We start from the raw sequence: 26,400 nt of genomic DNA on the forward strand, positions 1-26,400 counted from the left end.
GAATGCCCTCATGTCGCTCGCCCCCTCGCTTGCCGTTCCGCGCAGCCGCTTCAACACGCTTCCGCTTGCGATCGGCCTGTTCTGCCTGCTCTGGAGCTACGCCTTCGTCGCCGGCAAGATCGGCGTGACCCATTGCCCGCCGCTGATCCTGCTCGCCGCGCGCTTCTCGCTCGCCGGCATCTTGATCCTCGGTGCCACGCTGGTCCGCGGTGACGACTGGTCGCTGTCGTGGCGCGATGCCGCGATCTTCGCCATGCTCGGCGTCGCCAACAACGCGCTCTATCTCGGGCTTGGCTACACCGGTCTGCAATCGGTCTCCGCCGGCCTCGGCGGCCTGATCGTATCGGCCAATCCGGTGTTCACGGCGGGCCTCGCCGCGCTGCTGCTCGGCGAAGGCATGACGTGGCGCAAGGCGAGCGGCCTCCTGCTCGGCATCATCGGCGTGACCTTGATCGTCTGGCACCGGCTGTCGGTCGGCACCGACTCGCTGCACGGTATCGTGTTCACGCTGGTCTCGCTCGCCTCCCTCGTCGCCGGCACCATTTTGTTCAAGTTGCTCGCCCCGAAAGGCTCGCTGTGGATCGGCAATGGCGTGCAGAATCTCGCCGCCGGCATCGTGCTGACGCCTGTGGCGCTGACCTTCGCCGATTTTCATGCCATCGACTTCACGCCGGGCCTGGTCGGCGCCTTCGCCTTCCTCGTGCTCGGCGGCTCGATCATGGCGTACTGGCTCTGGTTTCATCTCCTGAAAGTGTGTGGCGCGACGGCTGCCAGTGCCTATCATTTTCTGATGCCGCCGCTCGGCATGCTGTTCGCGTACCTCGTGCTCGGCGAGCATGTCGAGGCGCGCGATCTGCTCGGCATCATCCCGGTCGCACTCGGCATCTATCTGGTGACGCGGCCCGCCAAATCTGTCTCGTAACAGGAGTCCATCATGCCCATTTCCATCACCCTGATCGGCGGTCCCACTGCGCTGATCGAGATCGATGGCTTTCGCCTGCTCACCGACCCGACCTTCGATGCGCCGGGCGCCTATCAACTGCCGCACGTAAAGCTGGAGAAGACGATTGGACCCGCGCTGAAGGCCGATGCGATCGGCCCGGTCGATGCGGTCCTGCTCAGCCATGACCAGCATTCGGACAATCTCGACAATTCCGGCCGCGACTATCTGCTCAAAGCGAAGCGCGCGCTGACGACTGAGGCCGGCGCCAAGCGCCTGGGCGGCCACGTCGAGGGCCTTGCGCCCTGGGGCACGGCGCATCTGAAAGATCGTGACGGCAACTCGCTGACGATCACCGCCACGCCCGCGCGTCACGGCCCGGCCGGCATCGAGCCGCTGTCAGGCGACGTCATCGGCTTCGTGGTGTCGTCGAGCCGTAAGGATACAACCTCGGTCTATATCAGCGGCGACACCACCTGGTTCGACGGCGTCGCCGAGGTCGCGCGCCGCTTCAAATGCGGCGTGGTGATGCCGTTCGCCGGCGCCGCGCAAACGCGCGGGCCGTTCCATCTCACCATGGACACCAACGACACCATCGAGACCGCACGCGCCTTCCCCGATGCGATGATCGTGCCGGTGCATACGGAAGGTTGGGCACATTTCCGCCAGAACAGCGAGGACCTGCGCAAGACATTTGATGTGCTCGGCTTCGGGACCCGGTTGCGATTGCTGGAGCCCGGCGTGCCGACGGTGGTGCAGGCGCCGTAGCCCCAACTGTCATGCCCCGGCTTGACCGGGGCATCCAGTACGCCGCGGCGGTAATTGTGAGAGCGAGCTGCCTAACGCAGGCCTCTGGAATACTGGGTCGCCCGGTCAAGCCGGGCGACGACGAGAGGAGAGGGCGTAGCCCCCTCAATCCTTCCGAAACACGATCGAGGCCATCCAGCCCGTCATCAGCGCCATCGCGGCGGTGACGAGGCCGTAGATCAGCCCGTTCTGCCGCGCCGTCGTCGCGACGAACTGCTCGAAGCCGACCTTGACGATCTCGAACGCGGTCTCGGTCTTGCCGATGAACGCGCCGTCGGCAAACAGCTTGATCTCCACCTCATAGGTGCCGATCGGCACCTCCGCCGGCAGTGGAATGCCGGTGCGGAACAATGTCGGTGTCAGGAACGTCACCGCGCTCGGATCCTCGCGGTAGAGACCGCGCTGGGTGCGCAGGCGGATGAAGGCGGAGCGGAACGCGTCGTTCGGGACCACGTCGGCATAGTCGCCGCTGACACGCTGGGTCAGCAGCACGTTGTTGAGCCCGATCTGCTGGCGCCGCGCGATCTCGGGCGAGGTGATCGCCGAGAAAGAGCGGTTGGCGAACAGCGCGAGATAGCTCGGCACCTCCAGGAACTGGCGGTAATCGGTGTTGATCCAGATCCCGAAAGTGCGCTCCTTGCGTCGCGTCACCATGTCGGCGCGCGGGCCCATCACGGTGACGACGAGATCGTAGGTCTTGCGCTCGACGGGCGTGGAGCCGTCCTTCTCGACCGAGCCGAACAGCACCAGCTCCTCGCCGGAATAGTTCGGCGTCACCGTGACGCGGTGGTTGGAGACCGACACGATCAGCCGCTCGGCGCGTGCGACGGAGCCGAGCAGCAGGACGATCAGGATTGCGAGAGCTGTGCGCATCATCCGTTCACCCCCAGCTCGCGGATGGTGAAGAGGTCTTCGGGCCTGATCACCAGCTCAATCGCGAAGCGAACACCGACTGACAGGATCAAGAGGCCGAGCAGCAGCCGCAACTGCTCGCCGCGGATCTTCTGGCCGGCGCGGGCGCCGAATTGGGCGCCGGTGACGCCGCCGACCATCAGGATCAGCGCCAGCACGGCGTCGACCAAATGATTGGTCACCGCATGCAGCAAGGTCGCAAACAGCATCGTGACCAGCGTCAGGACCATGGAGGTGCCGATCACGGTCGAGGTCGGCACCCGCAGCAGATAGATCATGATCGGCACCAGGATGAAGCCGCCGCCGATGCCCATGATGGCGCCGATGAAGCCGATCAGGATGCCGACGATCACGACCGGAATGACCGAGAGATAGATCTTCGAACGCTTGAACCGCATCTTCAGCGGCAGGCCATGGATCCAGTTATGGGTACGTCGTGGCGGCACCGCGCCGCGCCGGGTCCGCATCAGGGCGCGCAGGCCCTCGGAGAACATCAGGCTGCCGACGGTGGTGAGCAGCACGACGTAGGACAGTGCGATCATCAGATCGAGCTGACCGAGCGCGCGTAGCTGCGTGAAGGTCCACACGCCCAGCGCCGTCCCGGTCACGCCGCCGCACAACAGCACGCTCGCCAGCGCCGGGTCGATCGCGCGTCGCCGCCAATAGGCGAGCGCGCCGGAAAAGGACGAGGCGGCGATGTGGCTCGCGACCGAGGCGACCGCGACCGCCGGCGTGATGCCGATGAAGATCAAAAGCGGCGTCATCAGGAAGCCGCCGCCGATCCCGAACATGCCGGAGACGAAGCCGACCGCCGCGCCCATCGCCAGCACGAGGAAGACGTTGACCGGAAGATCGGCGATCGGGAGATAGAGCTGCATCGAGGGACCACGATTCCGGCGAGACGGATCGATTGCGCGGAATGCTCGCAGGAGGGCAGAACGATTGCCGCGCCTCTCAATAGCGGAATTCGGTGGCGGGCGGGACCAGGAATTTCGGGCGTGGTGAATGGGCAAGAGAGATCAGATCACGGCTTCGCTGCGAGCCGAGCATTCCGCCACCTTCTCCGCCGTCATGCCCCGGCTTGACCGGGGCATCCAGTACGCCGCAGCTTCTCCGTATCCAACCGGCGTCTCTGGAATACTGGGTCGCCCGGTCAAGCCGGGCGACGACAAGAGGAGAAAGCGTACTAAACCGCTCAGCGCACCGCCGACGCCGCGCGCTTGGCGGCGACCGGCTTCGGCGCGGGCTTCGCGTTGGCCTGCGGCGCGCTGTCCCAGCCGCCGTTCGGGGCCGCAACATTGACGGCGTCGTCGGGCTGCGGCTCGGCGCTGAAGGTCTGGATCGCGAGCTTGGCGGCGGCGAGCGATTGCGGGTCGAGCCGTTTGGCGACGTCGTCGCGCTTGGTTGCGGCGTCCGCATCACCCTGGGCGGCGGCGAGGGTGAACCATTTGTAGGACTCGGCGAGATTCTGCTCCACGCCGATGCCGCGGGCATAGAGGATGCCGAGGTTGAACTGGCTGTCGGCGACGCCGCGATCGGCGGCCTTCCGGAACCACAGTGCCGCGCTCTTGTAGTTGGCGCCGCGTCCGCCGCCGTCGGCGTCGAGCACCGCGAGATTGTGCATCGCCTTGGCGTTGCCGCGCTCGGCTGCTTGCGTGTAGTAGCGGCGGGCGATATCCGCGTCCTTCTTCACGCCGAGACCCTTCTCGTAGAGTGTCCCGAGGCGGAAGGTCGCGGGCACCACACCGGCCTGCGCCGCGCGGTCGTACCATTTGGCGGCTTCGTCGTAATTCGCGGCCACGCCCTTGCCCTCGGCAAAGCGCACACCGATCTCGTAGGCCGCGGTCGCATCGCCCTTCATCGCGGCGGAGCGCAAGCCGGGGCCACCGATGCCGTCAGGCAGCTTTTCGCTCGGCGGCACCTGGATTGTCGCGAGTTTCGCGCGGCTCGTGCCCGACAGCGCGCCGGTGACGTCGCTGGAGGCCGCAGGCGGGGTTGGCGCCGCGGTTTGCGGGATTTCGACCGAAGCGGTGCCGCTCGGGCCCGTCACGGACCCCGGCGCGGCATTGTTCTGCGACTGCTTTCCGATCGGCGTCGGCGAGGTCATCGAGGGCGTGACCTGCTCTGGCGCGGCGGGCTTGTTCTCAACCGGCGGCGGGGCTCGCGGCGCGGGCTCGCTCGACGTATTCTCCATCGCCTGCGGCGCCGGCGGCGCGCTGCTGCCATCGAGCAGGTTCATCGCCATTTTGAAGGTGCCGAGCACGATCACGACCACGCTCGCGCCAACCAGCAGCGAGCGGATCTTCGAGGTGATGGTCGAGCCACCTTCCTGGCCCTTGTCCTTGGCGCGAGCGATTGCAGCCTTGGCACCACGGGCCGGCTTCTCAGGCGGCTGCGCGGCGGCGGCCTGGGCGGCGCGGCGAGCGGCAGCAATGAAGCTCGACGACGACACCGGCTCCTTGGGCGCGGCCGGGATCTCGCTGATTGCACTTTCGGACGCAGCAATGCGCTCGGACGGCGTGGCGATACGTGCACCCGGCCTTGTGCCCGGCTCGAGCGGATGATCCGGCGGCAGTTCGGGCGCAAGCGCGGCGCGCGTGGACGCCGTATGCGGCTCCAGGATTTCGCTGATCGCGCGTGGCGGAACCGGCGGTGCCATCGGCATCGGCATCGGCGGCGGCGCTGCGGGCGCGGCGGCATGGAATTCGCGCGGCGCGGCGGCGAAGGCGGCTTGCGCCGCCTGCGCGGCGGCCGGATTGGGCAACTCGGGCTTCGGATCGTATTTCGGGTGCTGCTGTTGCTGCGGCCGCGGCTCGTGCGCCATCGGCGCGGGAGCCATGGGAGCGGCCATCGGCATCGGCATCGGCTGCGGCGCGGGGGCGGGCGGCGCGGTGCGCACATTGCGAAGATCGCCCTCGATCATCGAGAGACGATCGACGACGTGGCCAAGTGCGTTGTGGACGGCCTCCAGCGAATCCTGGGTGGTCCGGTTGGTCTCGGCCTGGCTGAAGCGGATGTCGGAGAGCTCGCGCTTGACGAGATCGACCATGCCGGACTCGGCGGGCGGCGTGGAGTTGCGGCTCTCGGCCAGCGCGGAATAGGTCGCCTGCTGCCGCTCCAGGTGCCGCAGAATGTCGTGCAACCCGTCCTCGACGCGGCTGAAATTGCCGTTGCGCGGATCGGAGGCGGCCTCGAGCCGCTCCAGCAGATACGAGACCCGCTGTTCAAGATGAGCAAAGGTCGAAGCCGAGTCGTTGCCGACCTGCATGCGATCGAAACGGTCGGACAGGGCGCGGATCGCGCTTTCGAGATGCTCGCTGCTTTCGGATGGCTGGGGGCGCTCGCGCGTCTCCAAAGCCGCGGTGAGCGCCGCGATGCGCTGCTCCAGCACCGCAAAACTGTCGCCTTGGCCGGACGCACGGGTAACCTGGTCGACCTTGGACGAGAGCAGCTGCACATCGTCCGAGAGCCGTGCCAGCGCTTCGTTGGAGGCGACGTTGGAGACGATGCCGCGTAGCGCCGAGATCGCGCCCTCGAGCTGGCGGACCGTCGAGGGATCGTCATTGGCGCGCAGGATCAGATCGAGCTTGGCGCCGAGATTGCGGATCGCCTCGTCATAGCCGGTGAGCTGCTCGGCCGGCGTCAGCGTGCGGAGCACCTGCTTGATTTCGGACAGCGCGTGCTCGATGCCGGACAGGACCTGACCGTCGGTGCCGTTGGAGCGGGTCTCGTCGATGCGCCGATGCAGCGAGCGGATCTCGTTCTCGATCGATTCGATCGCGCGGCGCGGCATCGCCTCGGTGATGGCGTTGCGGATCTCCGCAAGCTCGCTGCGGAAGGTGTTGATCGCCTGCTCGGTATTGTCGGGGCGCTGGAGCGATTCGATCTGGCTCGTGATCTTGAGCAGATGGCGCTCGAGCGCAGAGAAATCCGGCCCCGGCTGCGGTGACGGCGGAGCGTAGGCAGGCGCGGGCGGCGCCATCGGGGGCGCGTAAGGAGCTGCCGCAGGCGCGATCGGCGGCGCGGCGCGCGGCGGCATCTGCCTGGGCGTAAAGCCGTCGAGCTCGCTCTGCCGTGCCGTGATCTCGGCGACTGCGACGTCGAACGAAGCGGGGCTCAGGGGCGGTGAGCTGCGATAGACCTGTGCTGCCGCGCGCTCGACCGCATCGGCCTGGCGCTGGCGCGTTTCGACGGGGGCCTGTCGCGGTGCCGGAGCCTGCTGCGGCTTCGAAATCTGCGACAGCCTTGCATCGAGCCGCGAGATCGCGTCGTTGAGCTGGCGCGCAACGCCCTGCTCGCGCGAGACGTCTTGCCGCGGAGCATCCTGTCGCGAAGAATCTTGCCGTGGCGCGGGCTTTGAAATTCGTTCGATCTGCTGGGTGATGGCGTCGAGCCGCTGGTGGATGTCGGCGACTTCGCGGCTTTCCTGGCTCGACACGTGACTTGGTACGTGACTCGGGACTTGGCTCGGAACGTGCTGGGCTTGCGGACGCTGGTCGTAAAGTCCGCGAAAGTTCGGCGGGGCGGTCTCGCCGAGCGTGGAGTTCAGCCAATCGTTGAGTGACATGCCGGCGCGACGCGCAGCAGCTTCGGCCCGCTCCCGGACGGATGGATCGATGCCGTCAACACTCCACGATACGCGCGAATTCATGACTCTGTCCGGTTCCGACTCCGGCGCCCCACCCGGCGCCTCCAGTCTTCCCTCGCGTGCCGGTTGCAAAGACAATCGGATTTGGCGCGGGTCGTCTGCCTCGAAAACCGACTTTTGTCTGTTACGGTAAATAACGGGTTAAGGAACCCGTTGAGGGTGTCTTAAAGTTGGGCGGCCTTCCAGGACGAGAGCAGGTGCGCTCCCTCCCCGCTTGCGGGGGAGGGTTGGGGAGAGGGTGCTTCCACAATCGAGAACCCCCGAGATGAGAGAGCCCTCACCCGCGCCTTCGGCGCGACCTCTCCCGCAAGCGGGAGAGGCGACGAGCACCGCCGAAGCCGGTCTAGCCCTTGCCCTCGCGCTTGCCGTCCTCAAGCGGCACCACGGTGCCGCTTGAGCTCATCGCCGACAGGGCCTCGAGCGCCTCTTCGCAGAAATCGGCTACCATCTGCTCGTGCCGGGCGCCGAGCTGAAGCAGCAGCAGGTTACCGAGGTCGAGCACGCCGGACGCCGCCCCTTCCGGAAAGCGCTTCTTCAGGATGCGCTCGTAGTTCTCGTGGCGGTCGCGGTGGTGCTCGAGCCGGGCCATCAGGTCGGTGCGCATCGGCTCGAGGCCGATGCTGTCCAGCGCATGCAGCCGCACCAGGAGGTCGTCCTTGATGGAGGGGGGCGTGCTTGGCCGCGCGGCCCAGTGCCGCAGCGCTGTTCGGCCCTCCGGAGTGAGCGTATAGATCAGTTTATTGGGTTTGCCTGACTGCACGACCTCGCGGCCCTGGATGTAGCCGCGGTCGCGCAGCTTGGACAGCTCGCGGTAGATCTGCTGGTGGTCGGCCTTCCAAAAGAAGCCGATCGAGGAATCGAATGTCTTGGCGAGCTCGTAGCCCGTCATCGGACGTTCCGTCAGGCATGCGAGGATTGCGTCGCCCAAGGCCATGACCGGTCCTCCTGTTCTCGACCTTAACCAATTGGCTTGACTTTATGCGCATCGGCGCATATGCGTCAATGTGCATATGAGGTAATCCAAGAACGAGGGCAAACACCGCCCCAAAAACCCCATGGAATCAACCTTCGCGCTACTGTGCATGGGGTTGTTTTCGCGCTTTTTGTAGAAAGCCTTTAGTTGCCCTGGCCTTTAGGGAGGCACCCGAGAATGACCGGCCTCGATTCCTGGTACGGCTACATGAAGTCGCATGACCGGGCAGCGCTCTGGGACCTGCTGCATCCCGACGCCATCTTCGAAAGCCCCGTCGTGCACTCGCCGCAGCGTGGACGCGACATCACCTTCAAATATCTGGCCAGCGCCGAGAAGGTGCTCGGCGGTCCCGGCTTCACCTACGTAGGCGAATGGAAGAGTGAGAGCGGCGCCGTGCTCGAATTCAAGACCATCATCGACGGCATCGAGATCAACGGCGTCGACATCATCAGTTTCGACGGCGACGGACGCATCACGCATTTCAAGGTGATGGTGCGGCCGCTCAAGGCGATCAACATGCTGCATCGCCTGATGGCGGAACAGCTTGCCGCCGCTCAATCCTAAGCCAGCATCATCACTTCAAGGCCTGCCGGGAGACCACCATGCCGATCTACAAAGCCCCCGTCGAAGACGTGAACTTCCTGCTCAACGACGTCTTCCAGATCGACCGCTATGACAATCTGGCCGGCTTCTCCGATGCGTCGAGCGACGTGCGCGAAGCCATTCTCGGCGAAGCTGCCAAGCTTGCCGAAGAAGTGCTCCAGCCGCTCAATCGCGTCGGCGATCTCGAAGGTTGCAAGCGCGCCGATGACGGCAGCGTCACCACGCCGAAGGGCTTCAAGGACGCGTTCAAGCAGGTCGCCGAAGGCGGCTGGCTCGGCCTGTCGGCGCCGACCGAGTTCGGCGGCCAGGGTCTGCCGGTGACGCTGAGCCAGGCCGTCAATGAATTCCAGATTTCCGCCAACATGGCGTTCTCGATGTATGGTGGCCTCACCATGGGCGCGACCGCGGCGCTGATCGTCCACGGCACGCCGGAGCAGAAGCAGACCTACGTGCCGAAGATGGTGGCGGGCGAGTGGACCGGCACCATGAACCTGACCGAGCCGCATTGCGGCACCGACCTCGGCATGCTCCGCACCAAGGCGGTGCGCCAGGCCGACGGCAGCTTCAAGATCACGGGCACGAAGATCTTCATCTCGGCCGGCGAGCATGACCTCGCGCCCAACATCATCCACCTCGTGCTGGCCCGCATCGAGGGCGCGCCCGCCGGCATCAAGGGCGTGTCGCTGTTCGTGGTGCCGAAATTCCTGGTCAATCCCGACGGTTCGGTCGGCGCACGCAACGGCGTGGTCTGCGGCTCGATCGAGCACAAGATGGGCATCCACGGCAATTCCACCTGCGTGATGAACTACGACAACGCCGTGGGCTGGCTGATCGGCGAAGAGAACAAGGGCATGCAGGGCATGTTCGTGATGATGAACGAGGCCCGCCTCGGCGTCGCCGTGCAGGGTCTCGCGCAGTCGGAAGTGGCCTATCAGAACGCGGTCGCCTATGCCCGGGATCGCATCCAGGGCCGCTCCCTCACCGGTGCCAAGGCGCCGGACAAGCCGGCCGATCCAATCATCGTCCATCCCGACGTGCGCCGCACGCTGCTGTCGATCCGCGCCTTCAACGAGGCCGCGCGCGCCTTCGTGATGTGGACCGCGCTGAAGAGCGATGTCGCCCATCGCTCCGAGGATCCCAAGGATCGCCAGGCCGCCGACGATCACATGGGCCTCATGACGCCCGTGCTGAAAGGCTTTCTCACCGATTACGGCTTCGCCAACGCGGTGCAGGCGCAGCAGATGTATGGCGGCCACGGCTACATCGCCGAGCAGGGCATGGAGCAGTTCGTGCGCGATGCCCGCATCGCCATGATCTACGAAGGCGCCAACGGCATCCAGGCGCTCGACCTCGTCGGCCGCAAGCTGCCCCGCGACGGCGGCCGCGCCATCATGGCGTTCTTCGGCGAGGTCATGGCCTTCGCCAAGGAGAACGGCGGCGACGAAGCGATGAAGCCCTACATCACTCCGCTGTCGGCTTCGCTTGGCCATCTCCAGCAGGCCACGACGTGGCTGATGCAGAACGCGATGGCGAAGCCCGACAATGCCGGTGCCGCCGCGACCGATTACCTGAATCTCTTCGGTTTCGTCGCGCTCGGCTACATGTGGGCGAAGATGGCGAAAGTGACGCAGGTGAAGATTGCCGAGAGCGGGGCAACCCCCTATCTCTCGACCAAGCTCGTCACCGGCCGCTTCTTCATGGAGCGGATGCTGCCGGAGACCGCCGCCAATCTTGCGCGCATCCAGGCCGGCTGCGCCACCATCATGGAACTGCCGGCGGAAGCGTTCTGAGGATTCCGCCCCACCAATAATAGCGACCGCGCGGCGGTCGCGACCAATAACCGCAATCAGGAGGCTCCCATGGCAGATGCCTATATTTACGACCACGTCCGCACCCCGCGCGGCCGCGGCAAGGCGGACGGCGCGCTGCACGAAGTCACCGCGCTCGCGCTCGCGACCGTGCCGCTCAAGGCGCTCAAGGACCGCAATAACCTGCCGGAAGATTCGGTCGATGACGTCATTCTCGGCGTGGTCGATCCCGTCGGCGAAGCCGGTTCCGACATCGCGCGCTTTGCCGCGCTGAAGGCGGGCCTCGGCGAAGCGGTGCCGGGCGTGCAGATCAGCCGCTTCTGCGCCTCCGGCCTCGATGCCGTGAATTTTGCCGCAGCCCAGGTGATGAGCGGCCAGCACGAGCTCGTGATCGGCGGCGGCGCCGAATCGATGAGCCGCGTCGGCATCGGCGCCTCCGGCGGCGCCTGGCCGATGGACCCGTCGATGGCGGTGCCGGCCTATTTCATGCCGCAGGGTGTCTCGGCCGATCTGATCGCGACCAAATACGGCTTCTCGCGCGACGACGTCGACGCCTATGCGGTGCAGAGCCAGCAGCGAGCGGCGAAGTCCTGGGAAGAAGGCCGCTTTGACAAGTCGGTCGTCCCGGTAAAGGACATCAACGGCCTCACCATTCTCGCCAAGGACGAGCATATGCGCCCTTCGACGACGATGCAGTCGCTGGCGCAGCTGCAGCCGGCGTTCACGATGATGGCGCAGATGGGCGGCTTCGACGGCGTCGCGGTGCAGTCGCATCCGGAAATCGAGCGCGTCAATTACGTGCACCACGCCGGCAATTCGTCGGGCATCGTCGATGGTGCCGGCGCCGTTCTGCTCGGCAGCAAGGAAGCCGGCGGCAAGTACGGCCTGAAGCCGCGCGCAAAGATCCGCGCCTTCGCCAATATCGGCTCCGAGCCCGCGATGATGCTGACCGGCCCGGTCGACGTCACCGAAAAGCTGTTCGCGCGCTCCGGCATGAAGAAGTCCGACATCGACCTGTTCGAGCTCAACGAGGCCTTCGCCTCCGTCGTGCTGCGCTACATCCAGGCATTCGACATCGACAATGCCAAGATCAACGTCAATGGCGGTGCGATCGCGCTCGGCCATCCGCTGGGCGCAACCGGCGCGATGATCCTCGGCACCGTGCTCGACGAACTCGAGCGCACCAACAAGTCGACCGCATTGGTAACGCTGTGCATCGGCGGCGGCATGGGCACCGCGACCATCATCGAACGCGTCTAAGGGTAGGGAGCAACCAGCATGGCTTACAAGAACTTCAAGGTTGAGACCGATTCCGACGGCATCGCGCTGGTCACCTGGGACATTCCGGGCCGTTCGATGAACGTGCTCGACGAGACCTCGACCAGCGAGCTCGATGCGATCGTCAAGGCGACCACGGCCGACGCCGCGGTGAAGGGTGTCGTCATCACCTCTGCCAAGGAGGCGTTCTGCGCCGGCGCGGACCTGTCCATGCTCGAGGGCATGAACCAGGCCTACGCAAAAGTGTTCAAGGAACAGGGCGAGACCGCGGCGAACCAGATGCTGTTCGAGCAGAGCCGGCGCTTCTCGCAGGTGCTGCGCTCGATCGAGACCTCCGGCAAGCCGTGGGCTGCGGCGATCAACGGCCTCGCGCTCGGCGGCGGTTTCGAGATCACGCTGTGCTGCCACTATCGCGTGGCGGCGGAGAATCCGAAGACCCGCCTCGGCCTGCCCGAGGTCAAGGTCGGCCTGTTCCCCGGCGCTGGCGGAACGCAGCGCGTGCCGCGCCTGGTGCCGCCGCAGGACGCGATGACGATCCTGCTCAAGGGCGATCCGGTCACGGTCGAGAAAGCCAAGGCGCTGAATCTGATTCACGCCGTCGTTCCCGCCGCCGATCTCATCAAGGCGGCAAAGGACTGGATCAAGGGCGGCGGCAAGGCTGTCGCGCCTTGGGACGAGAAGGGCTTCAAGCTGCCGGGCGGTCCGGTGTTCTCCAAGGCCGGCATGATGATGTTCCCGGCCGGCAATGCGATCTATCGCCGCGAGACCTACGACAATTATCCGGCCGCGCGCGCGATCATGAGCTGCGTCTACGAGGGCCTGCAGTTGCCGATCGACGCCGCGCTGCGCGTGGAATCGCGCTACTTCACCTCGGTACTGCGCTCGAAGGAAGCGGCCGCGATGATCCGCAGCCTGTTCCTGTCGATGCAGGAGCTCAACAAGGGCGCGCGCCGTCCGAAGGACGTGCCGCCGACCAAGGTGAAGAAGATCGCCGTGATCGGCGCCGGCTTCATGGGCGCTAGCGTCGGCTATGTTTCGGCCCGTGCCGGCCTCGACGTCGTCCTGATCGATCGCGACCAGGAGAGCGCCGACAAGGGCAAGGCGCATGCGCAAAAGGTGATCGAGGAGCAGATCAAGAAGGGCCGCGCCAAGCCCGGCGACGCAGAAGCCCTGCTCGCGCGCATCACGCCGACCGCGGACTATTCCGCGCTGAAGGACGTCGATCTCGTCATCGAGGCCGTGTTCGAGGACCGCAAGGTCAAGGCTGATACCTTTGCCAAGGCGCAGGAGCATATGAAGCCGGACGTGATCTTCGCGTCCAACACCTCGACGCTTCCGATCACCTCGCTGGCGGAATCCTTCAAGGACCAGGGCCGGTTCGTCGGCATCCACTTCTTCTCGCCGGTCGAGAAGATGATGCTGGTCGAGATCATTCAGGGCAAGAACACCGGCGATCTCGCGATCGCGACCGCGCTCGACTACGTCAGGCAGATCGGCAAGACGCCGATCGTCGTCAACGACAGCCGCGGCTTCTTCGCCAATCGCTGCGTCGGCCGCTACGTCGCCGAAGGCAACGAGATGTTCCTCGAAGGCGTGCCGCCCGCGATGATCGAGAATTGCGCCAAGATGGCCGGCATGCCGGTCGGCCCGCTCTCGCTATCGGACGAGGTCGCGCTCGACCTCGGGCTCAAGATCATGAAGGCGACGGAAGCCGACCTTGGCCCCAACGCCATCAATCCCGATCAGAAGAAGCTGATGGTGGAAATGGTCGAGAAGCAGGGCCGTCTGGGCCGCAAGAACAGCAAAGGCTTCTACGACTATCCCGAGAAGGGCAAGGGTCAGAAGAGCCTGTGGCCGGGCTTGTCCGCGCTGCAGCCCAAGCAGCTCGACCCTGATACGCTCGACGTCGAGGAGTTGAAGCAGCGCTTCCTGGTGGTGCAGGCGGTGGAAGCCGCGCGCACGGTGGAGGACCACGTCATCACCGATCCGCGTGAAGCAGACGTCGGCTCGATCCTCGGCTTCGGCTTTGCGCCGTTCACCGGTGGCACGCTGTCCTATATCGACTTCATGGGCCCCAAGAAGTTCGTCGAACTTTGCCACAAGCTGGAAGCGAAATACGGCTCGCGCTTCACCCCGCCGAAACTCCTCGAGGAGATGGCCGCGAAGGGAGAAACCTTCTACGGCCGCTTCGCTCCGAAGAAGGCGGCGGCGTGATTCTCTGAATCGTAGCCGGGATGAAAGATACGAAAGGCCGGATTCTCGATCCGGCCTTTCGCATGTGCGCCTCCTCAGGCGGCCTGAATCAGCCCTTCCTTCTTCATCGCTTCCTGCACCTGCGGCCGCGCCGCGACGCGGGTTTTGTAGGCGGCAAGGTTCGGCATCGCCGAGAGGTCGAACTTCATCCGGTCGCCCCAGGTCAGCATCGTGAAGAGATAACCGTCAGCGACCGTGAACTGTTTGCCCATGAGGTAGTCGCGGCCGGCGAGCTGGCTGTCGATGTATTTCAGCTTGCCCATGACGCGGTCCTTGAAGAAGGCCTTGGCCTCGTCGTTCAGCGCCGGCGCGAACATCGGGCCGAAGCTCTTGTGGACCTCCGAGGTGAGGAAGTTCAGCCATTCGAGCAGCTTGTAGCGCTCGAAGCTGCCGTGGGCCGGCGCCAGCGCCTTGGCTGAGGCCTGATCGGCGATCATCTGGACAATCACCGGGCCTTCGGTCACGATCTCTCCGCTATCGAGGCCCAGCGCAGGGACCTGGCCCTTGGGGTTCAGCTTCAGATAATCCTCACCGTTTTCGAGCTTCTTGGCCCGGATATCGACCTTGACCAGTTCATAGGGCAGGCCGGCTTCCAGGAGCGCGATATGGGGGGATAGCGAGCAGGCACCGGGCGAATAATACAATTTCATGGAATTTCCTCCTCTTGTTGCTTGGTTCAGGCGAAAGAACGACTACATGCATCTGCTTGAAATAGTCAAGATTGATGCAGGTGCATCGAATAGGGTAAGAGGCGGGCGACGAGCTTGAGCGGGACCATGAAACGCAAACCATCGACCGAGGCGACTTCCGCCTGGATCCGCTTGATGCGGGTGCAGAGCCGCGTGCTCAATTGTGTCGAGCAGGACCTGAAGAAGGCCGGCTTCCCGCCGCTTGCATGGTATGACGCGCTGCTCGAACTGTCACGGGCGCCTTCGGGCGAACTCCGGCCGGTCGAGCTCGAACGGCAGATGCTGATCCCGCAATATTCGACGTCGCGGCTGATCGACCGCCTGGTCGACGAAGGCCTCGCCTCGCGGCGTGAATGCAAGATCGACAAGCGCGGCCAGTTCGTGGAGATCACGGAAGCCGGCCGCGAATTGCAGAAGCGGATGTGGGGCGCCTATTCGGCCGCGATCGAGAAATATGTCGGTTCGAAACTGTCCGATGCGGATGCCGTCAAGCTCAGCGGTCTGCTCGACCGTCTGGGCTGCTCGTGCGGCGAGATGAAACTGCCGCCCGTCGTCCACGCCAACGAAACCACGCCGTCGCGATGAGCGCGCGGCACACCAGCTCGTCCGTGCACCCGATGGGTTCGCGGACCATCCCGTCACCCGCGCGCGTTCGGTCGAAGCGCCTTTTGATTAGAGTTTGATATGGCGCGAGACCAGATCGATATGACGCCGTTGCAATCGCGCGACGAGCTCGTCAAGTGGTTCGAGGAAGGCTGCAAGGACCCGTCCGAATTCCGCATGGGCACCGAGCATGAGAAGACGCCCTTCACGCTCGAAGGCCACCGCCCGGTGCCCTACGAAGGCCCGCGCGGTATCGGCGCGCTGCTCGAAGGCATGAAGCTCCTGCTCGGCTGGGAGCCGATCATGGAGAAGGGCAACATCATCGGCCTCTACGACGTCACCGGCGGCGGCGCGATCTCGCTCGAGCCCGGCGGGCAGTTCGAGCTTTCGGGTGCTCCCGTCGAGAACGTGCACCAGACCCAGAGCGAGCTGATGGCGCATCTGGCGCAGGTGCGCGAGATCGCAACGCCGCTCGGCATCGGCTTCCTCGGGCTCGGCATGACCCCGTCCTGGTCGCGCGCCGACATCCCGGTGATGCCCAAGGGCCGCTACAAGATCATGACCAATTACATGCCGAAGGTCGGCCAGTACGGCCTCGACATGATGTACCGGACCTGCACGGTACAGACCAATCTCGACTTCTCCTCCGAAGCCGACATGGTCAAGAAGCTGCGTGTCTCGCTCGCGCTCCAGCCGGTCGCAACCGCCTTGTTCGCCAACTCGCCGTTTACCGAGGGCAAGCCGAACGGCTTCCTCTCCTTCCGGTCCGAGATCTGGCGCGACACCGACAACGCGCGCGCCGGCATGATGCCGTGGGCATTCGAGGACGGCATGGGCTTCGAGCGCTATGTCGACTATGCGCTCGACGTGCCCATGTATTTCGTTAAGCGCGACGAGGATTACATCGACGTCTCCGGCTCCTCGTTCCGCGCCTTCTTCGATGGCCGCAACAACAATTTGCCCGGCGAACGTCCGACGCTGTCGGACTGGGCCAACCATCTTTCGACGATTTTCCCGGAGGTGCGGCTCAAGCGCTATCTCGAGATGCGCGGCTCCGATGGTGGACCGTGGGGTCGATTGCCGGCGCTATCGGCGTTCTGGGCCGGGCTGCTCTACGACGATGTGTCGCTGGATTCCGCCTGGGACCTTGTGAAGCACTGGAGCGCGCATGAGCGTCAGGCCCTGCGCGACGACGTGCCGCGCTTCGGCTTCAAGTCGCGGATCAAGGACCGCTATCTGTTCGAGATCGCCAAGGAGTGCCTCGTTCTGGCACATGCCGGCTTGCGCCGGCGCGGCCGGATCGACCAGCTCGGCCGCGACGAGACCAGGCATCTTGAGCCGCTCGATCGCATCATCGATTCCGGCCGCACGCCGGCCGAGGAGATGCTCGACAAGTTCAACGGTCCCTGGAACGGCTCGGTGGAACCAGCCTACGCGGAATACGCGTTCTAGACCCAAGGCCCAACGATCGGGACTCGAGCCGTTCATCGCCCGTACAGGTTTGCGGCGATCAAATGGCCGGCTGAAAAACCCGAGCGTCGTCAATAACTCGAAAGCTGTTCCGATGGGGAAGGGCCGCCTGGCCGTCATGGCACGCGTCCTGGCAAGCATCGTGGCCTGCGCCGCGCTGCTTTCGCTCGCGTTTGCGAGCTGGCCTGCGCGCGCCCAGACGGCGTTCGACCGGCCTGGTGGAGACTATTTCAGCACCCCGGTCACGTCGGGCGATCCCGAGGATTGCGCGCTGCTGTGCGAGCGCGACCGCCGTTGCCGCTCGTGGAGCTTCAGCTATCCGGACGTCGAAGGCGGCTCGGCGGTGTGCTGGCTGAAGAACACGGTGCCTGCGCGCGTGCCGGGAAGCTGCTGCATCTCCGGGGTGCGCGGCGCTGGCGTGATCGAGCCGCGTGTCGAAGGCGTGGAGACCTCGATCGACCGCCCCGGCGGCGATTTGCGCAATTTCGAGATGAAGGACGGCGAAGGCGAAGAAGCCTGCAAGGCCGCCTGCACCGCCGACAACAAATGCCGCGCCTTCACCTATGCGCGCCCCGGCTACACCGGACGCGAAGCGCGCTGCTTCCTGAAAAAGGAAATCAAGCCGCCGCGGCGGAAGGCAGGGTTCACGTCGGGCGTCGTGAGATAGCATGCAGCTCTCACCACCGTCATTGCGAGCGTAGCGAAGCAATTCATAATTGCTTCCGCGGCGGCAGTCTGGATTGCTTCGTCGCTTCGCTCCTCGCAATGACGAGGAGGGTAAAGCCGGCATCTCACTCGGCCGCGATCACCGTGATCTCGGGCCACAGCGTCTTCGAGCGTGCCGCCTTCGCCGCGTAACTGGCGGCGGAAAAATTCGGCCCCCGATTGGGTCGCACGATCAGCTTCGCGACATCGTCGAACCCGTGTGGCGCATAAACGTCGAAACCGTCGTCCGTGCGCCGCACGCCCACTTGCGTGTTCTGTGTGAGGAAACGGTCGATACCGTCAGTCGAGCACGACAGCGGCGGATAGGGCAGGCCGTGCTTGGCCGGGTACCACAGATGCACGCGTGCCTGGTTGCGGGTCTCGATCTTGACGCCGAGATGATCGAGGCGCGCTTGAAGCTTGCGGATCACGACGTCCTCCGCGTCCCAGGAGGTGTCAGGGTCGAAGTAGAAGACGTCGTAATCGGCAATGCCGTGATCGATCGCGCGGCCGGTGAGCACGTTCCAGACCAATTGCACGAGACATCCCGAGACCAGCCACGCATCGGGCAGGGCGAGCTGGTGGAGCTCATCGAGGATCGCGACGTTGATCGGGTTCTTCAGCGCCAGCGCGAGGAAGCGGGCCTCATCCATGGCAGTCTTCACGCGCTCACGCGTGCATCATAATCCGCTCGCGCCGCCTTCGAAGCCAGCGTGCGCCAACGCCGCCGCAGCAGCGGCTCCACGATCGCGCGCTTTGCCTTGGACAGGCGGATCAGCACTATCGGATAATCGGCGTAGTGATCGCTGAAATAGAAGGTTTCCGGCTGGCTCTCGACCAGCATCGCGCGCTCGTCGATCGGGACGTCCGGCATCACCAGGCTGTCGCCATCTTCCTTCAGACGCGCCAGCATCTTCTTCCGCACCTTCAGTGCAGGCGTGCCGTAGGAGGTGCCGTCCTCGACCTCCGGCCACGTCAGTGCGAATTTTCTGACGTCGTCGAAGGTCATGAGATCGGTTCAATGCACGGCGGTGAAAAACCGCGCCATGCGAAATCCGGACAGCCAGGTCCACACCGGCTGGCCCCGGATGCCGAGATCCCAGGATCCGAGCACGGCATCCGCGCGGCCGACCAGATTGTCGATCGGCAACATGCCAACGCCGCCGGAGCGCAACGGCACGCGGCTGTCGGCGGAGTTGTCGCGGTTGTCGCCGAGCACGAAGAGATGGCCCGCCGGCACCGTCACTTCCTGCGTGTTGTCGAGCGGACCGTTGTCGCGCATCTTGAAGATCAGATGCGACACGCCGTTCGGTAGCGTCTCGACATAGCGATAGGCGGGTTCGCTGCCGCCATTGTCGTCCTCGGCGGCGCCAACGCCGTCCGGCTTCAGCTCGGCGGGGCGGTCGTTGACGAAGAGCTGGCCCTGGCGCAACTGGATGCGGTCGCCGGGCAGACCGACGACGCGCTTGACCCAGGCCTGCGAGCGGTCGCCGGGCCAGCGGAACACCACGACGTCGCCCTGCTTCGGCGTCTCCGCGAACACGCGGCCGCTCTCGGGCAGGTTGATCTGGATCGGCAGCGACGAGGTGCCGTAGCCGTAGGGAAATTTCGAGGCGATCAATGCGTCGCCGATTAACAGCGTCGGCTCCATCGAGCCGGATGGCACGTAGAACGGCTCGGCCAGCGCGCCCTTGGCGATGAACACCGCCGCGACGATGCCGGCGAGCTGCATCAGCTGGCCAGCCCAGCCGCTGCTCTTCCGCTTGGTGGTGACAGTTATCTTCTCGACGCTCATCCGCCTGTTCCACCCACCGTAATGCGTTCCATCAACAGCGACGGCTGGCCGACGCCGACCGGCACGCCCTGACCGTTCTTGCCGCAGGTACCGATGCCGGTATCGAGCGCGAGGTCGTTGCCGATCATGCGGATGCGATGCAGGTCGGTCGGCCCGTTGCCGATCAGCATGGCGCCCTTCAGGGGCGCACCGATCTTGCCGTTCTCGATCTTGTAGGCCTCGGTGCACTGAAACACGTATTTGCCCGAGGTGATGTCGACCTGGCCGCCACCGAAATTCGCGGCGAAGACGCCGTTCTTCACCGAGGCGAGGATCTCGGCCGGATCGCGGTCGCCCGCGAGCATGTAGGTGTTGGTCATGCGCGGCATCGGCACGTGGGCATAGCCCTGGCGGCGGCCGTTGCCGGTCGGCTTCATGTTCATCAGGCGCGCATTCTGACGGTCCTGCATGTAGCCGACCAAGACGCCGTCCTCGATCAGCACGGTGCGGTTGGTCGGCGTGCCCTCGTCGTCGATCGACAGCGAACCGCGGCGCGAGACAATGGTGCCGTCGTCGACTACGGTCACGCCCTTTGCCGCGACCTGCTGGCCCATCAGGCCGGCAAATGCCGACGTCTTCTTGCGGTTGAAGTCACCCTCGAGCCCATGGCCGACCGCCTCATGCAGCATTACGCCAGGCCAGCCGGCCCCGAGCACGACGTCCATCTCGCCGGCGGGGGCGGGAATCGATTCCAGATTGACGAGGGCCTCGCGCAGCGCGCCGTCGGCGGCGTCGCGCCAGGACTTAGCTTCGATGAATTCGGCGTAGCCGGCGCGGCCGCCATAGCCCTTGCTGCCGCTCTCCTGGCGGTCGCCCTGACCGGCGACGACGGAGACGTTGACGCGCACGAGCGGGCGGATGTCGCGATAGCTTTCGCCGTCGGGCCGCAGGATCTCGACCACCTGCCAGGTCGCGCCCAGACTGACGCTGACCTGCCGCACCCGCGGATCCTTGTCGCGCAGATAGGCGTCGATCTCGGCGAGCAGTTTGACCTTGGTCTCGAAGCCGGGGGCATCGAGCGGATTGTCGTCGGCGTAGAGCCGTACATTGGTATGCGGCGGAGGCGCCGCTAAGCTGCCGGAATAACCGCCGCGCACGGCCGCGACCGCGTCCGCCGCGCGAATCAGCGCCGGCAGCGACACGTCGGAGGAATGCGCGTAGCCGACCGCGTCGTCCTTGACGGCGCGCAGGCCAAAGCCCTGCGAGGTGTCGTAGGTCGCCTGCTTCAGCCGCCCATTGTCGAACATCAGCGCTTCGGTCTGGCTGTATTCCAGGAACAATTCGCCGTCGTCGGCACCGGCAAGCCCGCGCGCGAGCTCGTTGCGAACTTGGTCGCGGTCGAGATTGGCGCGGTCGAGCAGGGAAGTTGTGGCAGGGTTGGTCATGCGTCCGTCCATTATCGGGGGATGTGAGGCAAGATAATGGTTTCCCGGCGGTTCCGCGAGGGCGCCAAGTCTCACATTACGGAAACAATAGGGCTCGCGGGTCTGACCGCCTACGGCAGCTTGTCATAACCCTCGCCGAGCCCGTTCAGGCTGAGCGGGAAGCCAATGCCTTCTTCCGGGGTTTCGAAGATGATGAAGGTCGCGGTCTTGGCGGTGCGGAGCTGGCCGAGCAGCTTGTCGTCCATGACGACCTCGGCGACGCAGCCATTGGGCAGGCAGCGAACAAAGCCGGCACGGCCGACATCCTGGTTGTCGAGCTTGAGGCCGAGCCCGGAGGGCAGGAGAACGCCGAGGGGGGCAACGACCCGCATCAGGCGGCTCTTCTGGTCGGCGGTCTTGAGAACGATCACGGTCAGGCCGGCGTTGGAGCGGTCTTCGGCCACCACGCTCTGGATCAGGGCACATTGCTCGGACTGGGCGCCCGGCGGGGTATCGCAGCGGATCTGCCAGTCGCCATGGACGGAGCGCACCGCGCCCTGCGCATGGGCGAGGCCCGGAAGCGCTAGGACGACGAGGGCCGCCAGCAGGGCAGCCAGCATCGTGAGGCCGCCAGCCTGGCTTCTAGCCCGCCTTGCCATGGATCTCGAAAACCCCATCGGGTCGGTCCCTCTGCTCGCCTGGGTCGCTCGCACCCGGCGGACTGATACGGGAATGACGGCGTCTTGAAGGCGATTCGCAAGCAAATTCCACGCCGCCACGGTCGCCGTCGCCCGCACGAATCAGGTTCCGGTGCGGCTGTCCGCCAGTGCCTACCGCGGGCAATTCCGCTGTCAAGGCGCAGCATCCCGGGAAACGGTATTTTTGTTTGATGTTACTAGGAAATATCTTGCGGGTGATGGCTGACAGGCGAGGCTCAAGACTGCATTGCGATAGATCAAGAATTATGGTTTGAGAGGCTTGATTTCGGCGTTCTAGCGATCTGGCCCCAATTCCTCTTAGAGGTATTCTTGCGCGGCGGTTTGTCAGACGGGGGGATCGAATAAAGCGTTTCCCGAAAATACGGGAATGCACTTGGGGTGATTTCGTTAGGGGAGCGCGAACGGCATGAAGATGTCGATGGGCCCGGTGGGCCGGCACTTGCTGGGATTGGCCGTGGCGGGTCTGACGCTGGCGACGGGCGGTGCGGCATTTGCCGAGCTCGGGCAACCGGCTGCGTGGGAGTGGACGCTTCAGCAGTCCGCTTCCCCGGTGATGGACAACATCGTCTGGTTCCACAATTTCCTGTTCGTGCTGATCACGCTGATCACGCTGTTCGTTCTGGCGCTGCTCGTGATCGTGGTCGTCAAGTTCAACGCGAGGGCCAACCCGGTGCCGTCGCGGACCACGCACAACACGCTGATCGAGGTGGCGTGGACGCTGGTTCCGGTGCTGATTCTGGTCGGAATCTCGGTGCCGTCGTTCCGCCTCCTGTTCCTCGAGCTCGACGTGCCGAAGGCGGATCTGACCATCAAGGCCACCGGCAAGCAGTGGTACTGGTCCTACGCCTACCCGGATAACGGCAAGTTCGAGTTCGACTCGCTGATGGCCCAGGACAAGCAGCCCCGCCTGCTCGGCGTCGACAACGAGATGGTGGTGCCCGTCAACAAGGTGGTCCGGGTTCAGGTGACCGGCGCCGACGTGATTCATGCCTTTGCGCTGCCGGCCTTTGGCGTCAAGATCGACGCCATTCCGGGCCGCCTGAACGAGACCTGGTTCAAGGCCACCACGACCGGCATGTTCTACGGCCAGTGCTCGGAATTGTGCGGCAAGGACCACGCCTTCATGCCGATCGCCATCCGCGTGGTGAACGATCAGGAGTTCGCCTCCTGGGTCGAGACGGCGAAGAAGAAATACGCGAGCGGCGGCACCAGCACCTACGCCTCCACGGCCGGCCCGACGCAGTGAGCGCCGGGCGAAGGGTTCGAGGAAACTGAAAGCGACATAAGGCGGGACCTCCAGAGGTCCGATCGGGACGCAAGGCAGGATTAGAAAATGGCAACGAGCGCAGCGACACACGGCGATCACGCGCAAGACCACGGACATGACGAGCATGCCCATCCGACCGGATGGCGGCGCTACGTCTATTCGACCAACCACAAGGACATCGGCACGATGTACCTGATCTTCGCGGTGATCGCCGGCGTCATCGGCGCCGCGATGTCGATCGCGATCCGCGCCGAGTTGATGTATCCGGGCGTGCAGATCTTCCACGAGACGCACACCTACAATGTGTTCGTGACCTCCCACGGCCTGATCATGATCTTCTTCATGGTCATGCCCGCGATGATCGGCGGCTTCGGCAACTGGTTCGTGCCGCTGATGATCGGCGCGCCCGACATGGCGTTCCCGCGCATGAACAACATCTCGTTCTGGCTGCTGCCGGCCTCCTTCGCGCTGCTGCTGATGTCGACCTTCGTCGAGGGCGAGCCGGGCGCCAACGGGGTCGGCGCCGGCTGGACCATGTACGTGCCGCTGTCGAGCTCCGGCCATCCGGGTCCGGCCGTCGACTTCGCGATCCTGTCGCTGCATCTGGCGGGCGCCTCCTCGATCCTCGGCGCCATCAACTTCATCACCACCATCTTCAACATGCGCGCGCCGGGCATGACCCTGCACAAGATGCCGCTGTTCGTGTGGTCGATCCTGGTGACGGTGTTCCTGCTGCTGTTGTCGCTGCCGGTGCTCGCCGGTGCGATCACGATGCTGCTCACCGACCGCAATTTCGGCACGACGTTCTTCAACCCTGAAGGCGGCGGCGATCCCGTGCTATTCCAGCATCTGTTCTGGTTCTTCGGTCACCCCGAAGTGTACATCCTGATCCTGCCCGCCTTCGGCATGGTCAGCCAGATCGTCTCGACCTTCTCGCGCAAGCCCGTGTTCGGCTATCTCGGCATGGCCTACGCCATGGTCGCGATCGGCGGCATCGGCTTCGTGGTGTGGGCGCACCATATGTACACGGTCGGCATGTCCTCGGCGACGCAGGCTTATTTCGTCGCCGCTACGATGGTCATCGCGGTCCCGACCGGCGTGAAGATCTTCTCATGGATCGCCACGATGTGGGGCGGCTCGATCGAGTTCCGCGCGCCGATGATCTGGGCGGTGGGATTCATCTTCCTGTTCACCGTCGGCGGCGTCACCGGTGTGGTGCTGGCGAATGCTGGCGTCGATCGCGTGCTCCAGGAGACCTACTACGTCGTCGCGCACTTCCACTACGTGCTGTCGCTCGGTGCGGTGTTCGGAATCTTCGCCGGCTGGTACTACTGGTTCCCCAAGATGTCGGGCTACATGTACAATGAAGGGCTTGCCAAGGCGCACTTCTGGGTCACCTTCATCGGCGTGAACCTGGTGTTCTTCCCGCAGCACTTCCTGGGCCTGTCGGGCATGCCGCGCCGCTACGTCGATTACCCCGACGCGTTCGCTGGCTGGAATTTGGTCTCGTCGGTCGGCTCCTACATCTCCGGCTTCGGCGTGCTGATCTTCCTCTACTGCGTGATCGACGCCTTCGCGAAGAAGGTGCCGGCTGGCGACAATCCGTGGGGTGCAGGTGCGACCACGCTGGAATGGACGCTGCCCTCGCCCCCGCCGTTCCACCAGTTCGAAGTGCTGCCCCGCGTGCAGTAAGCCAATGCTCGCGGCGCCCGTGACGGGCGCCGCGGCTCGACAACGAAGCGAGTCAGTCTAGTGTCCGTCCTCGACCACAACGCCATCGACATCAATCCCCGTATCTCCGAAGCGGAGGTTGGCGATTACATCGCGCTCCTGAAGCCGCGGGTGATGTCGCTGGTGATCTTCACCGCGCTGGTCGGAATGGCGTTGGCGCCCGGGCATTTCCACCCGGTGCTGGCCATCACCTCGCTGCTCTGCATCGCCGTCGGCGCCGGCGCGTCGGGCGCGCTCAACATGGCGCTGGAAGGCGACATCGACGCCAAGATGTCGCGCACGGCGAACCGGCCGATTCCGCGCGGGCGCATCACCCGCCCCGAGGCGATGACCTTCGGCATGACGCTCGCCTTCTTCTCGGTGATGACGCTCGGCATCCTCGTCAACTGGATCGCGGGCGCGCTGCTCGCCTTCACCATCTTCTTCTACGTCGTGATCTACACGATCGGCCTGAAGCGCTGGACCGCGCAGAATATCGTGATCGGCGGTGCCGCCGGCGCGCTGCCGCCGGTGGTGGCCTGGGCCGCGGTCACAGGCACGGTCGACGTCGAGCCGCTGCTGCTGTTCGCCATCATCTTCTTCTGGACGCCGCCGCACTTCTGGGCGCTGGCGCTGTTCCGCTCCGACGATTACGCCCGCGCCGGCATTCCGATGCTGCCCAACGTCGCCGGTCCCGACGCGACGCGGCTTCAGATCCTGCTCTACACCATCGTGCTGATCGCGGTCGCAGCTGCGCCCTGGGCGCTCGGCTATTTCGACGCCATCTACGGCATCGTCTCGCTGATCCTCGGCGCCGGCATGCTGGCGTTCGCCGTCAACGTCTATATCCGCCGCGAGCGAAGCCAATCGCTGCGCGCGACCCGCAAGCTGTTTGCGTTCTCCATCCTTTATCTGTTCACGCTGTTTGCGACGTTGCTGGCCGAGGTCGTGTTCCGGGCGCTTGCGCCGATGGTAGGGGGCGCATGATCACAGGGATGGCCGACAAACCCGAGATAGATGGAATCGTCCTCACCGAGGCGCAGAAGAAGAGCCGTCGGCAGCGCTCGGTCGCGATCGCACTCGCGCTCGGCGTGCTCGTGGTGCTGTTCTTCGCCGTGACCATGGTCAAGGGGCCGGCCGTGCTCGTCCGGCCGATGTAGGAAACATGGATCAGAAGCCGACCATATCGCGGGATCAGAGCCGGACGGCCACCAAGGCGCATAAGCCTTCCAAGGGGCTTGGCCGCGACGTGGTGGTCGCCTCGATCTGCGGCGGCGTGGTCGCGCTGATGGTCGGCGCCTCCTACGCGGCGGTGCCGTTCTACAACTGGTTCTGCCGCGCCACCGGATTCAACGGCACGACCCAGGTCGCGACCTCGGCGCCGGCCAGCGGCCCGATCGCACGCAAGATCGCGGTGCGCTTCGATTCCAACGTCGCGCCCGGCCTGCCCTGGAAGTTCGAGCCCGAGCAGAGCGAGATCGAGGTCAATATCGGCCAGGTCGTGACCGTCTTTTACACGGTGACCAACCAGGCCGCGCGGACCACCGCAGGCCAGGCCGCCTACAATGTCGCGCCGCTGACGGTCGGATCCTATTTCCAGAAGATCAACTGCTTCTGCTTCACCGAGCAGACCATGGCGCCCGGCGAGAAGCGCGAGATGCCGGTCGTGTTCTACGTCGATCCGTCGATCGCCGACGACCACGAGAACGACGGGCTGAACACCATCACGCTATCCTACACGTTCTATCCGGTGAAGGATCCGGTGGTGAAGCCGCTGGCATCTGGTGAGAACGACAAACGCAAGGGAAATCTCTGAC

24 protein-coding genes are annotated in these 26,400 nt (G+C 64.9%); 14 read left to right on the forward strand and 10 right to left on the reverse strand.

From position 1 onward, the window contains the following. Window positions 1-10 precede the first annotated feature (10 nt). Both ABIC03_RS30485 and ABIC03_RS30490 read left to right on the forward strand, forming a co-directional pair. On the forward strand, window positions 11-922 hold the full coding sequence (locus ABIC03_RS30485) for a DMT family transporter (protein ID WP_354063560.1): 912 nt from the start codon (window positions 11-13) through the stop codon (window positions 920-922). Between the two features lie 12 nt (window positions 923-934). After that, on the forward strand, window positions 935-1,708 hold the full coding sequence (locus ABIC03_RS30490; protein WP_354063562.1) for an MBL fold metallo-hydrolase: 774 nt from the start codon (window positions 935-937) through the stop codon (window positions 1,706-1,708). Between the two features lie 144 nt (window positions 1,709-1,852). Here the strand turns inward: ABIC03_RS30490 and ABIC03_RS30495 are convergent, their stop codons facing one another. The 4 genes from ABIC03_RS30495 to ABIC03_RS30510 all read right to left on the reverse strand — a co-directional run bounded on the left by ABIC03_RS30495 (window position 1,853) and on the right by ABIC03_RS30510 (window position 8,241). Then, a complete protein-coding gene (locus tag ABIC03_RS30495; protein WP_354063564.1) occupies window positions 1,853-2,623 on the reverse strand; it encodes a TIGR02186 family protein in 771 nt (256 codons plus the stop codon). Beyond that, the gene (locus ABIC03_RS30500; RefSeq protein WP_275174587.1) at window positions 2,620-3,537 is read right to left on the reverse strand and encodes a sulfite exporter TauE/SafE family protein; all 918 of its coding nucleotides are present in this window, start codon (window positions 3,535-3,537) and stop codon (window positions 2,620-2,622) included. Before ABIC03_RS30500 ends, ABIC03_RS30495 begins: the two co-directional genes overlap by 4 nt. Window positions 3,538-3,854: 317 nt before the next feature. Continuing rightward, window positions 3,855-7,310, reverse strand: coding sequence for a hypothetical protein (locus ABIC03_RS30505; protein WP_354063566.1), 3,456 nt, complete (start codon window positions 7,308-7,310; stop codon window positions 3,855-3,857). A gap of 340 nt (window positions 7,311-7,650) precedes the next feature. Beyond that, the gene (locus ABIC03_RS30510; RefSeq protein ID WP_354063568.1) at window positions 7,651-8,241 is read right to left on the reverse strand and encodes a PadR family transcriptional regulator; all 591 of its coding nucleotides are present in this window, start codon (window positions 8,239-8,241) and stop codon (window positions 7,651-7,653) included. A gap of 216 nt (window positions 8,242-8,457) precedes the next feature. Between ABIC03_RS30510 and ABIC03_RS30515 the strand changes: the two genes are divergently transcribed. The 4 genes from ABIC03_RS30515 to ABIC03_RS30530 all read left to right on the forward strand — a co-directional run bounded on the left by ABIC03_RS30515 (window position 8,458) and on the right by ABIC03_RS30530 (window position 14,183). Continuing rightward, window positions 8,458-8,844, forward strand: coding sequence for a nuclear transport factor 2 family protein (locus tag ABIC03_RS30515; protein ID WP_354063570.1), 387 nt, complete (start codon window positions 8,458-8,460; stop codon window positions 8,842-8,844). Window positions 8,845-8,882: 38 nt separating this feature from the next. Further along, window positions 8,883-10,673, forward strand: coding sequence for an acyl-CoA dehydrogenase C-terminal domain-containing protein (locus tag ABIC03_RS30520; RefSeq protein WP_354063572.1), 1,791 nt, complete (start codon window positions 8,883-8,885; stop codon window positions 10,671-10,673). Between the two features lie 69 nt (window positions 10,674-10,742). Further along, a complete protein-coding gene (locus ABIC03_RS30525) occupies window positions 10,743-11,951 on the forward strand; it encodes an acetyl-CoA C-acetyltransferase (RefSeq protein ID WP_354063574.1) in 1,209 nt (402 codons plus the stop codon). An 18-nt stretch (window positions 11,952-11,969) separates the two neighbouring features. Then, complete coding sequence (locus ABIC03_RS30530) at window positions 11,970-14,183, forward strand: FAD-dependent oxidoreductase (protein WP_354063576.1); 2,214 nt, start codon at window positions 11,970-11,972, stop codon at window positions 14,181-14,183. Window positions 14,184-14,257: 74 nt separating this feature from the next. On the opposite strand, the gene gstA is transcribed toward ABIC03_RS30530, so the two are convergent. Then, the gene (gstA, locus tag ABIC03_RS30535; protein WP_354063578.1) at window positions 14,258-14,872 is read right to left on the reverse strand and encodes a glutathione transferase GstA; all 615 of its coding nucleotides are present in this window, start codon (window positions 14,870-14,872) and stop codon (window positions 14,258-14,260) included. Between the two features lie 126 nt (window positions 14,873-14,998). Between gstA and ABIC03_RS30540 the strand changes: the two genes are divergently transcribed. From ABIC03_RS30540 to ABIC03_RS30550, 3 genes are all read left to right on the forward strand, one after another. Beyond that, window positions 14,999-15,496: a MarR family winged helix-turn-helix transcriptional regulator gene (locus tag ABIC03_RS30540; RefSeq protein WP_354063580.1), complete on the forward strand. Its 498-nt coding sequence runs from the start codon at window positions 14,999-15,001 to the stop codon at window positions 15,494-15,496. A 99-nt stretch (window positions 15,497-15,595) separates the two neighbouring features. Next, a complete protein-coding gene (locus ABIC03_RS30545) occupies window positions 15,596-16,966 on the forward strand; it encodes a glutamate--cysteine ligase (protein WP_354063582.1) in 1,371 nt (456 codons plus the stop codon). 112 nt (window positions 16,967-17,078) lie between these two features. Next, window positions 17,079-17,651: a PAN domain-containing protein gene (locus tag ABIC03_RS30550; protein WP_354063584.1), complete on the forward strand. Its 573-nt coding sequence runs from the start codon at window positions 17,079-17,081 to the stop codon at window positions 17,649-17,651. Between the two features lie 124 nt (window positions 17,652-17,775). Here ABIC03_RS30550 and ABIC03_RS30555 read toward each other — a convergent pair whose 3' ends face one another. The 5 genes from ABIC03_RS30555 to ABIC03_RS30575 form a co-directional block, all read right to left on the reverse strand. Next, window positions 17,776-18,342, reverse strand: a complete 567-nt coding sequence (locus ABIC03_RS30555) for a nucleotidyltransferase family protein (protein ID WP_354063586.1) — start codon at window positions 18,340-18,342, stop codon at window positions 17,776-17,778. A gap of 8 nt (window positions 18,343-18,350) precedes the next feature. Next, complete coding sequence (locus tag ABIC03_RS30560) at window positions 18,351-18,698, reverse strand: MmcQ/YjbR family DNA-binding protein (RefSeq protein ID WP_354063588.1); 348 nt, start codon at window positions 18,696-18,698, stop codon at window positions 18,351-18,353. A 9-nt stretch (window positions 18,699-18,707) separates the two neighbouring features. Next, complete coding sequence (lepB, locus tag ABIC03_RS30565; RefSeq protein WP_354063590.1) at window positions 18,708-19,484, reverse strand: signal peptidase I; 777 nt, start codon at window positions 19,482-19,484, stop codon at window positions 18,708-18,710. Then, on the reverse strand, window positions 19,481-20,908 hold the full coding sequence (gene tldD / locus ABIC03_RS30570; protein ID WP_354063592.1) for a metalloprotease TldD: 1,428 nt from the start codon (window positions 20,906-20,908) through the stop codon (window positions 19,481-19,483). The genes lepB and tldD overlap by 4 nt, the downstream gene beginning before the upstream one ends. A 110-nt stretch (window positions 20,909-21,018) precedes the next feature. Beyond that, window positions 21,019-21,564, reverse strand: a complete 546-nt coding sequence (locus ABIC03_RS30575; protein WP_275174520.1) for an invasion associated locus B family protein — start codon at window positions 21,562-21,564, stop codon at window positions 21,019-21,021. Between the two features lie 448 nt (window positions 21,565-22,012). On the opposite strand from ABIC03_RS30575, the gene coxB reads away from it, so the two are divergent. The 5 genes from coxB to ABIC03_RS30600 all read left to right on the forward strand — a co-directional run bounded on the left by coxB (window position 22,013) and on the right by ABIC03_RS30600 (window position 26,399). Beyond that, window positions 22,013-22,852 (forward strand): cytochrome c oxidase subunit II, encoded by an 840-nt coding sequence (gene coxB / locus ABIC03_RS30580; protein WP_275174519.1) that lies wholly within the window; start codon window positions 22,013-22,015, stop codon window positions 22,850-22,852. Between the two features lie 87 nt (window positions 22,853-22,939). Next, window positions 22,940-24,565: a cytochrome c oxidase subunit I gene (gene ctaD, locus ABIC03_RS30585; RefSeq protein ID WP_354063595.1), complete on the forward strand. Its 1,626-nt coding sequence runs from the start codon at window positions 22,940-22,942 to the stop codon at window positions 24,563-24,565. Between the two features lie 60 nt (window positions 24,566-24,625). Continuing rightward, entirely contained in the window at window positions 24,626-25,570 is a 945-nt protein-coding gene (locus ABIC03_RS30590) for a heme o synthase (RefSeq protein WP_354063597.1), read from the forward strand. Beyond that, window positions 25,567-25,743 (forward strand): cytochrome c oxidase system small membrane protein, encoded by a 177-nt coding sequence (locus ABIC03_RS30595; protein WP_275174516.1) that lies wholly within the window; start codon window positions 25,567-25,569, stop codon window positions 25,741-25,743. Before ABIC03_RS30590 ends, ABIC03_RS30595 begins: the two co-directional genes overlap by 4 nt. Window positions 25,744-25,748: 5 nt before the next feature. Then, a complete protein-coding gene (locus tag ABIC03_RS30600; protein WP_354063599.1) occupies window positions 25,749-26,399 on the forward strand; it encodes a cytochrome c oxidase assembly protein in 651 nt (216 codons plus the stop codon). Window position 26,400 lies beyond the last annotated feature (1 nt).

The organism is Bradyrhizobium sp. RT6a (genome assembly GCF_040547675.1).
Classification (GTDB): domain Bacteria; phylum Pseudomonadota; class Alphaproteobacteria; order Rhizobiales; family Xanthobacteraceae; genus Bradyrhizobium.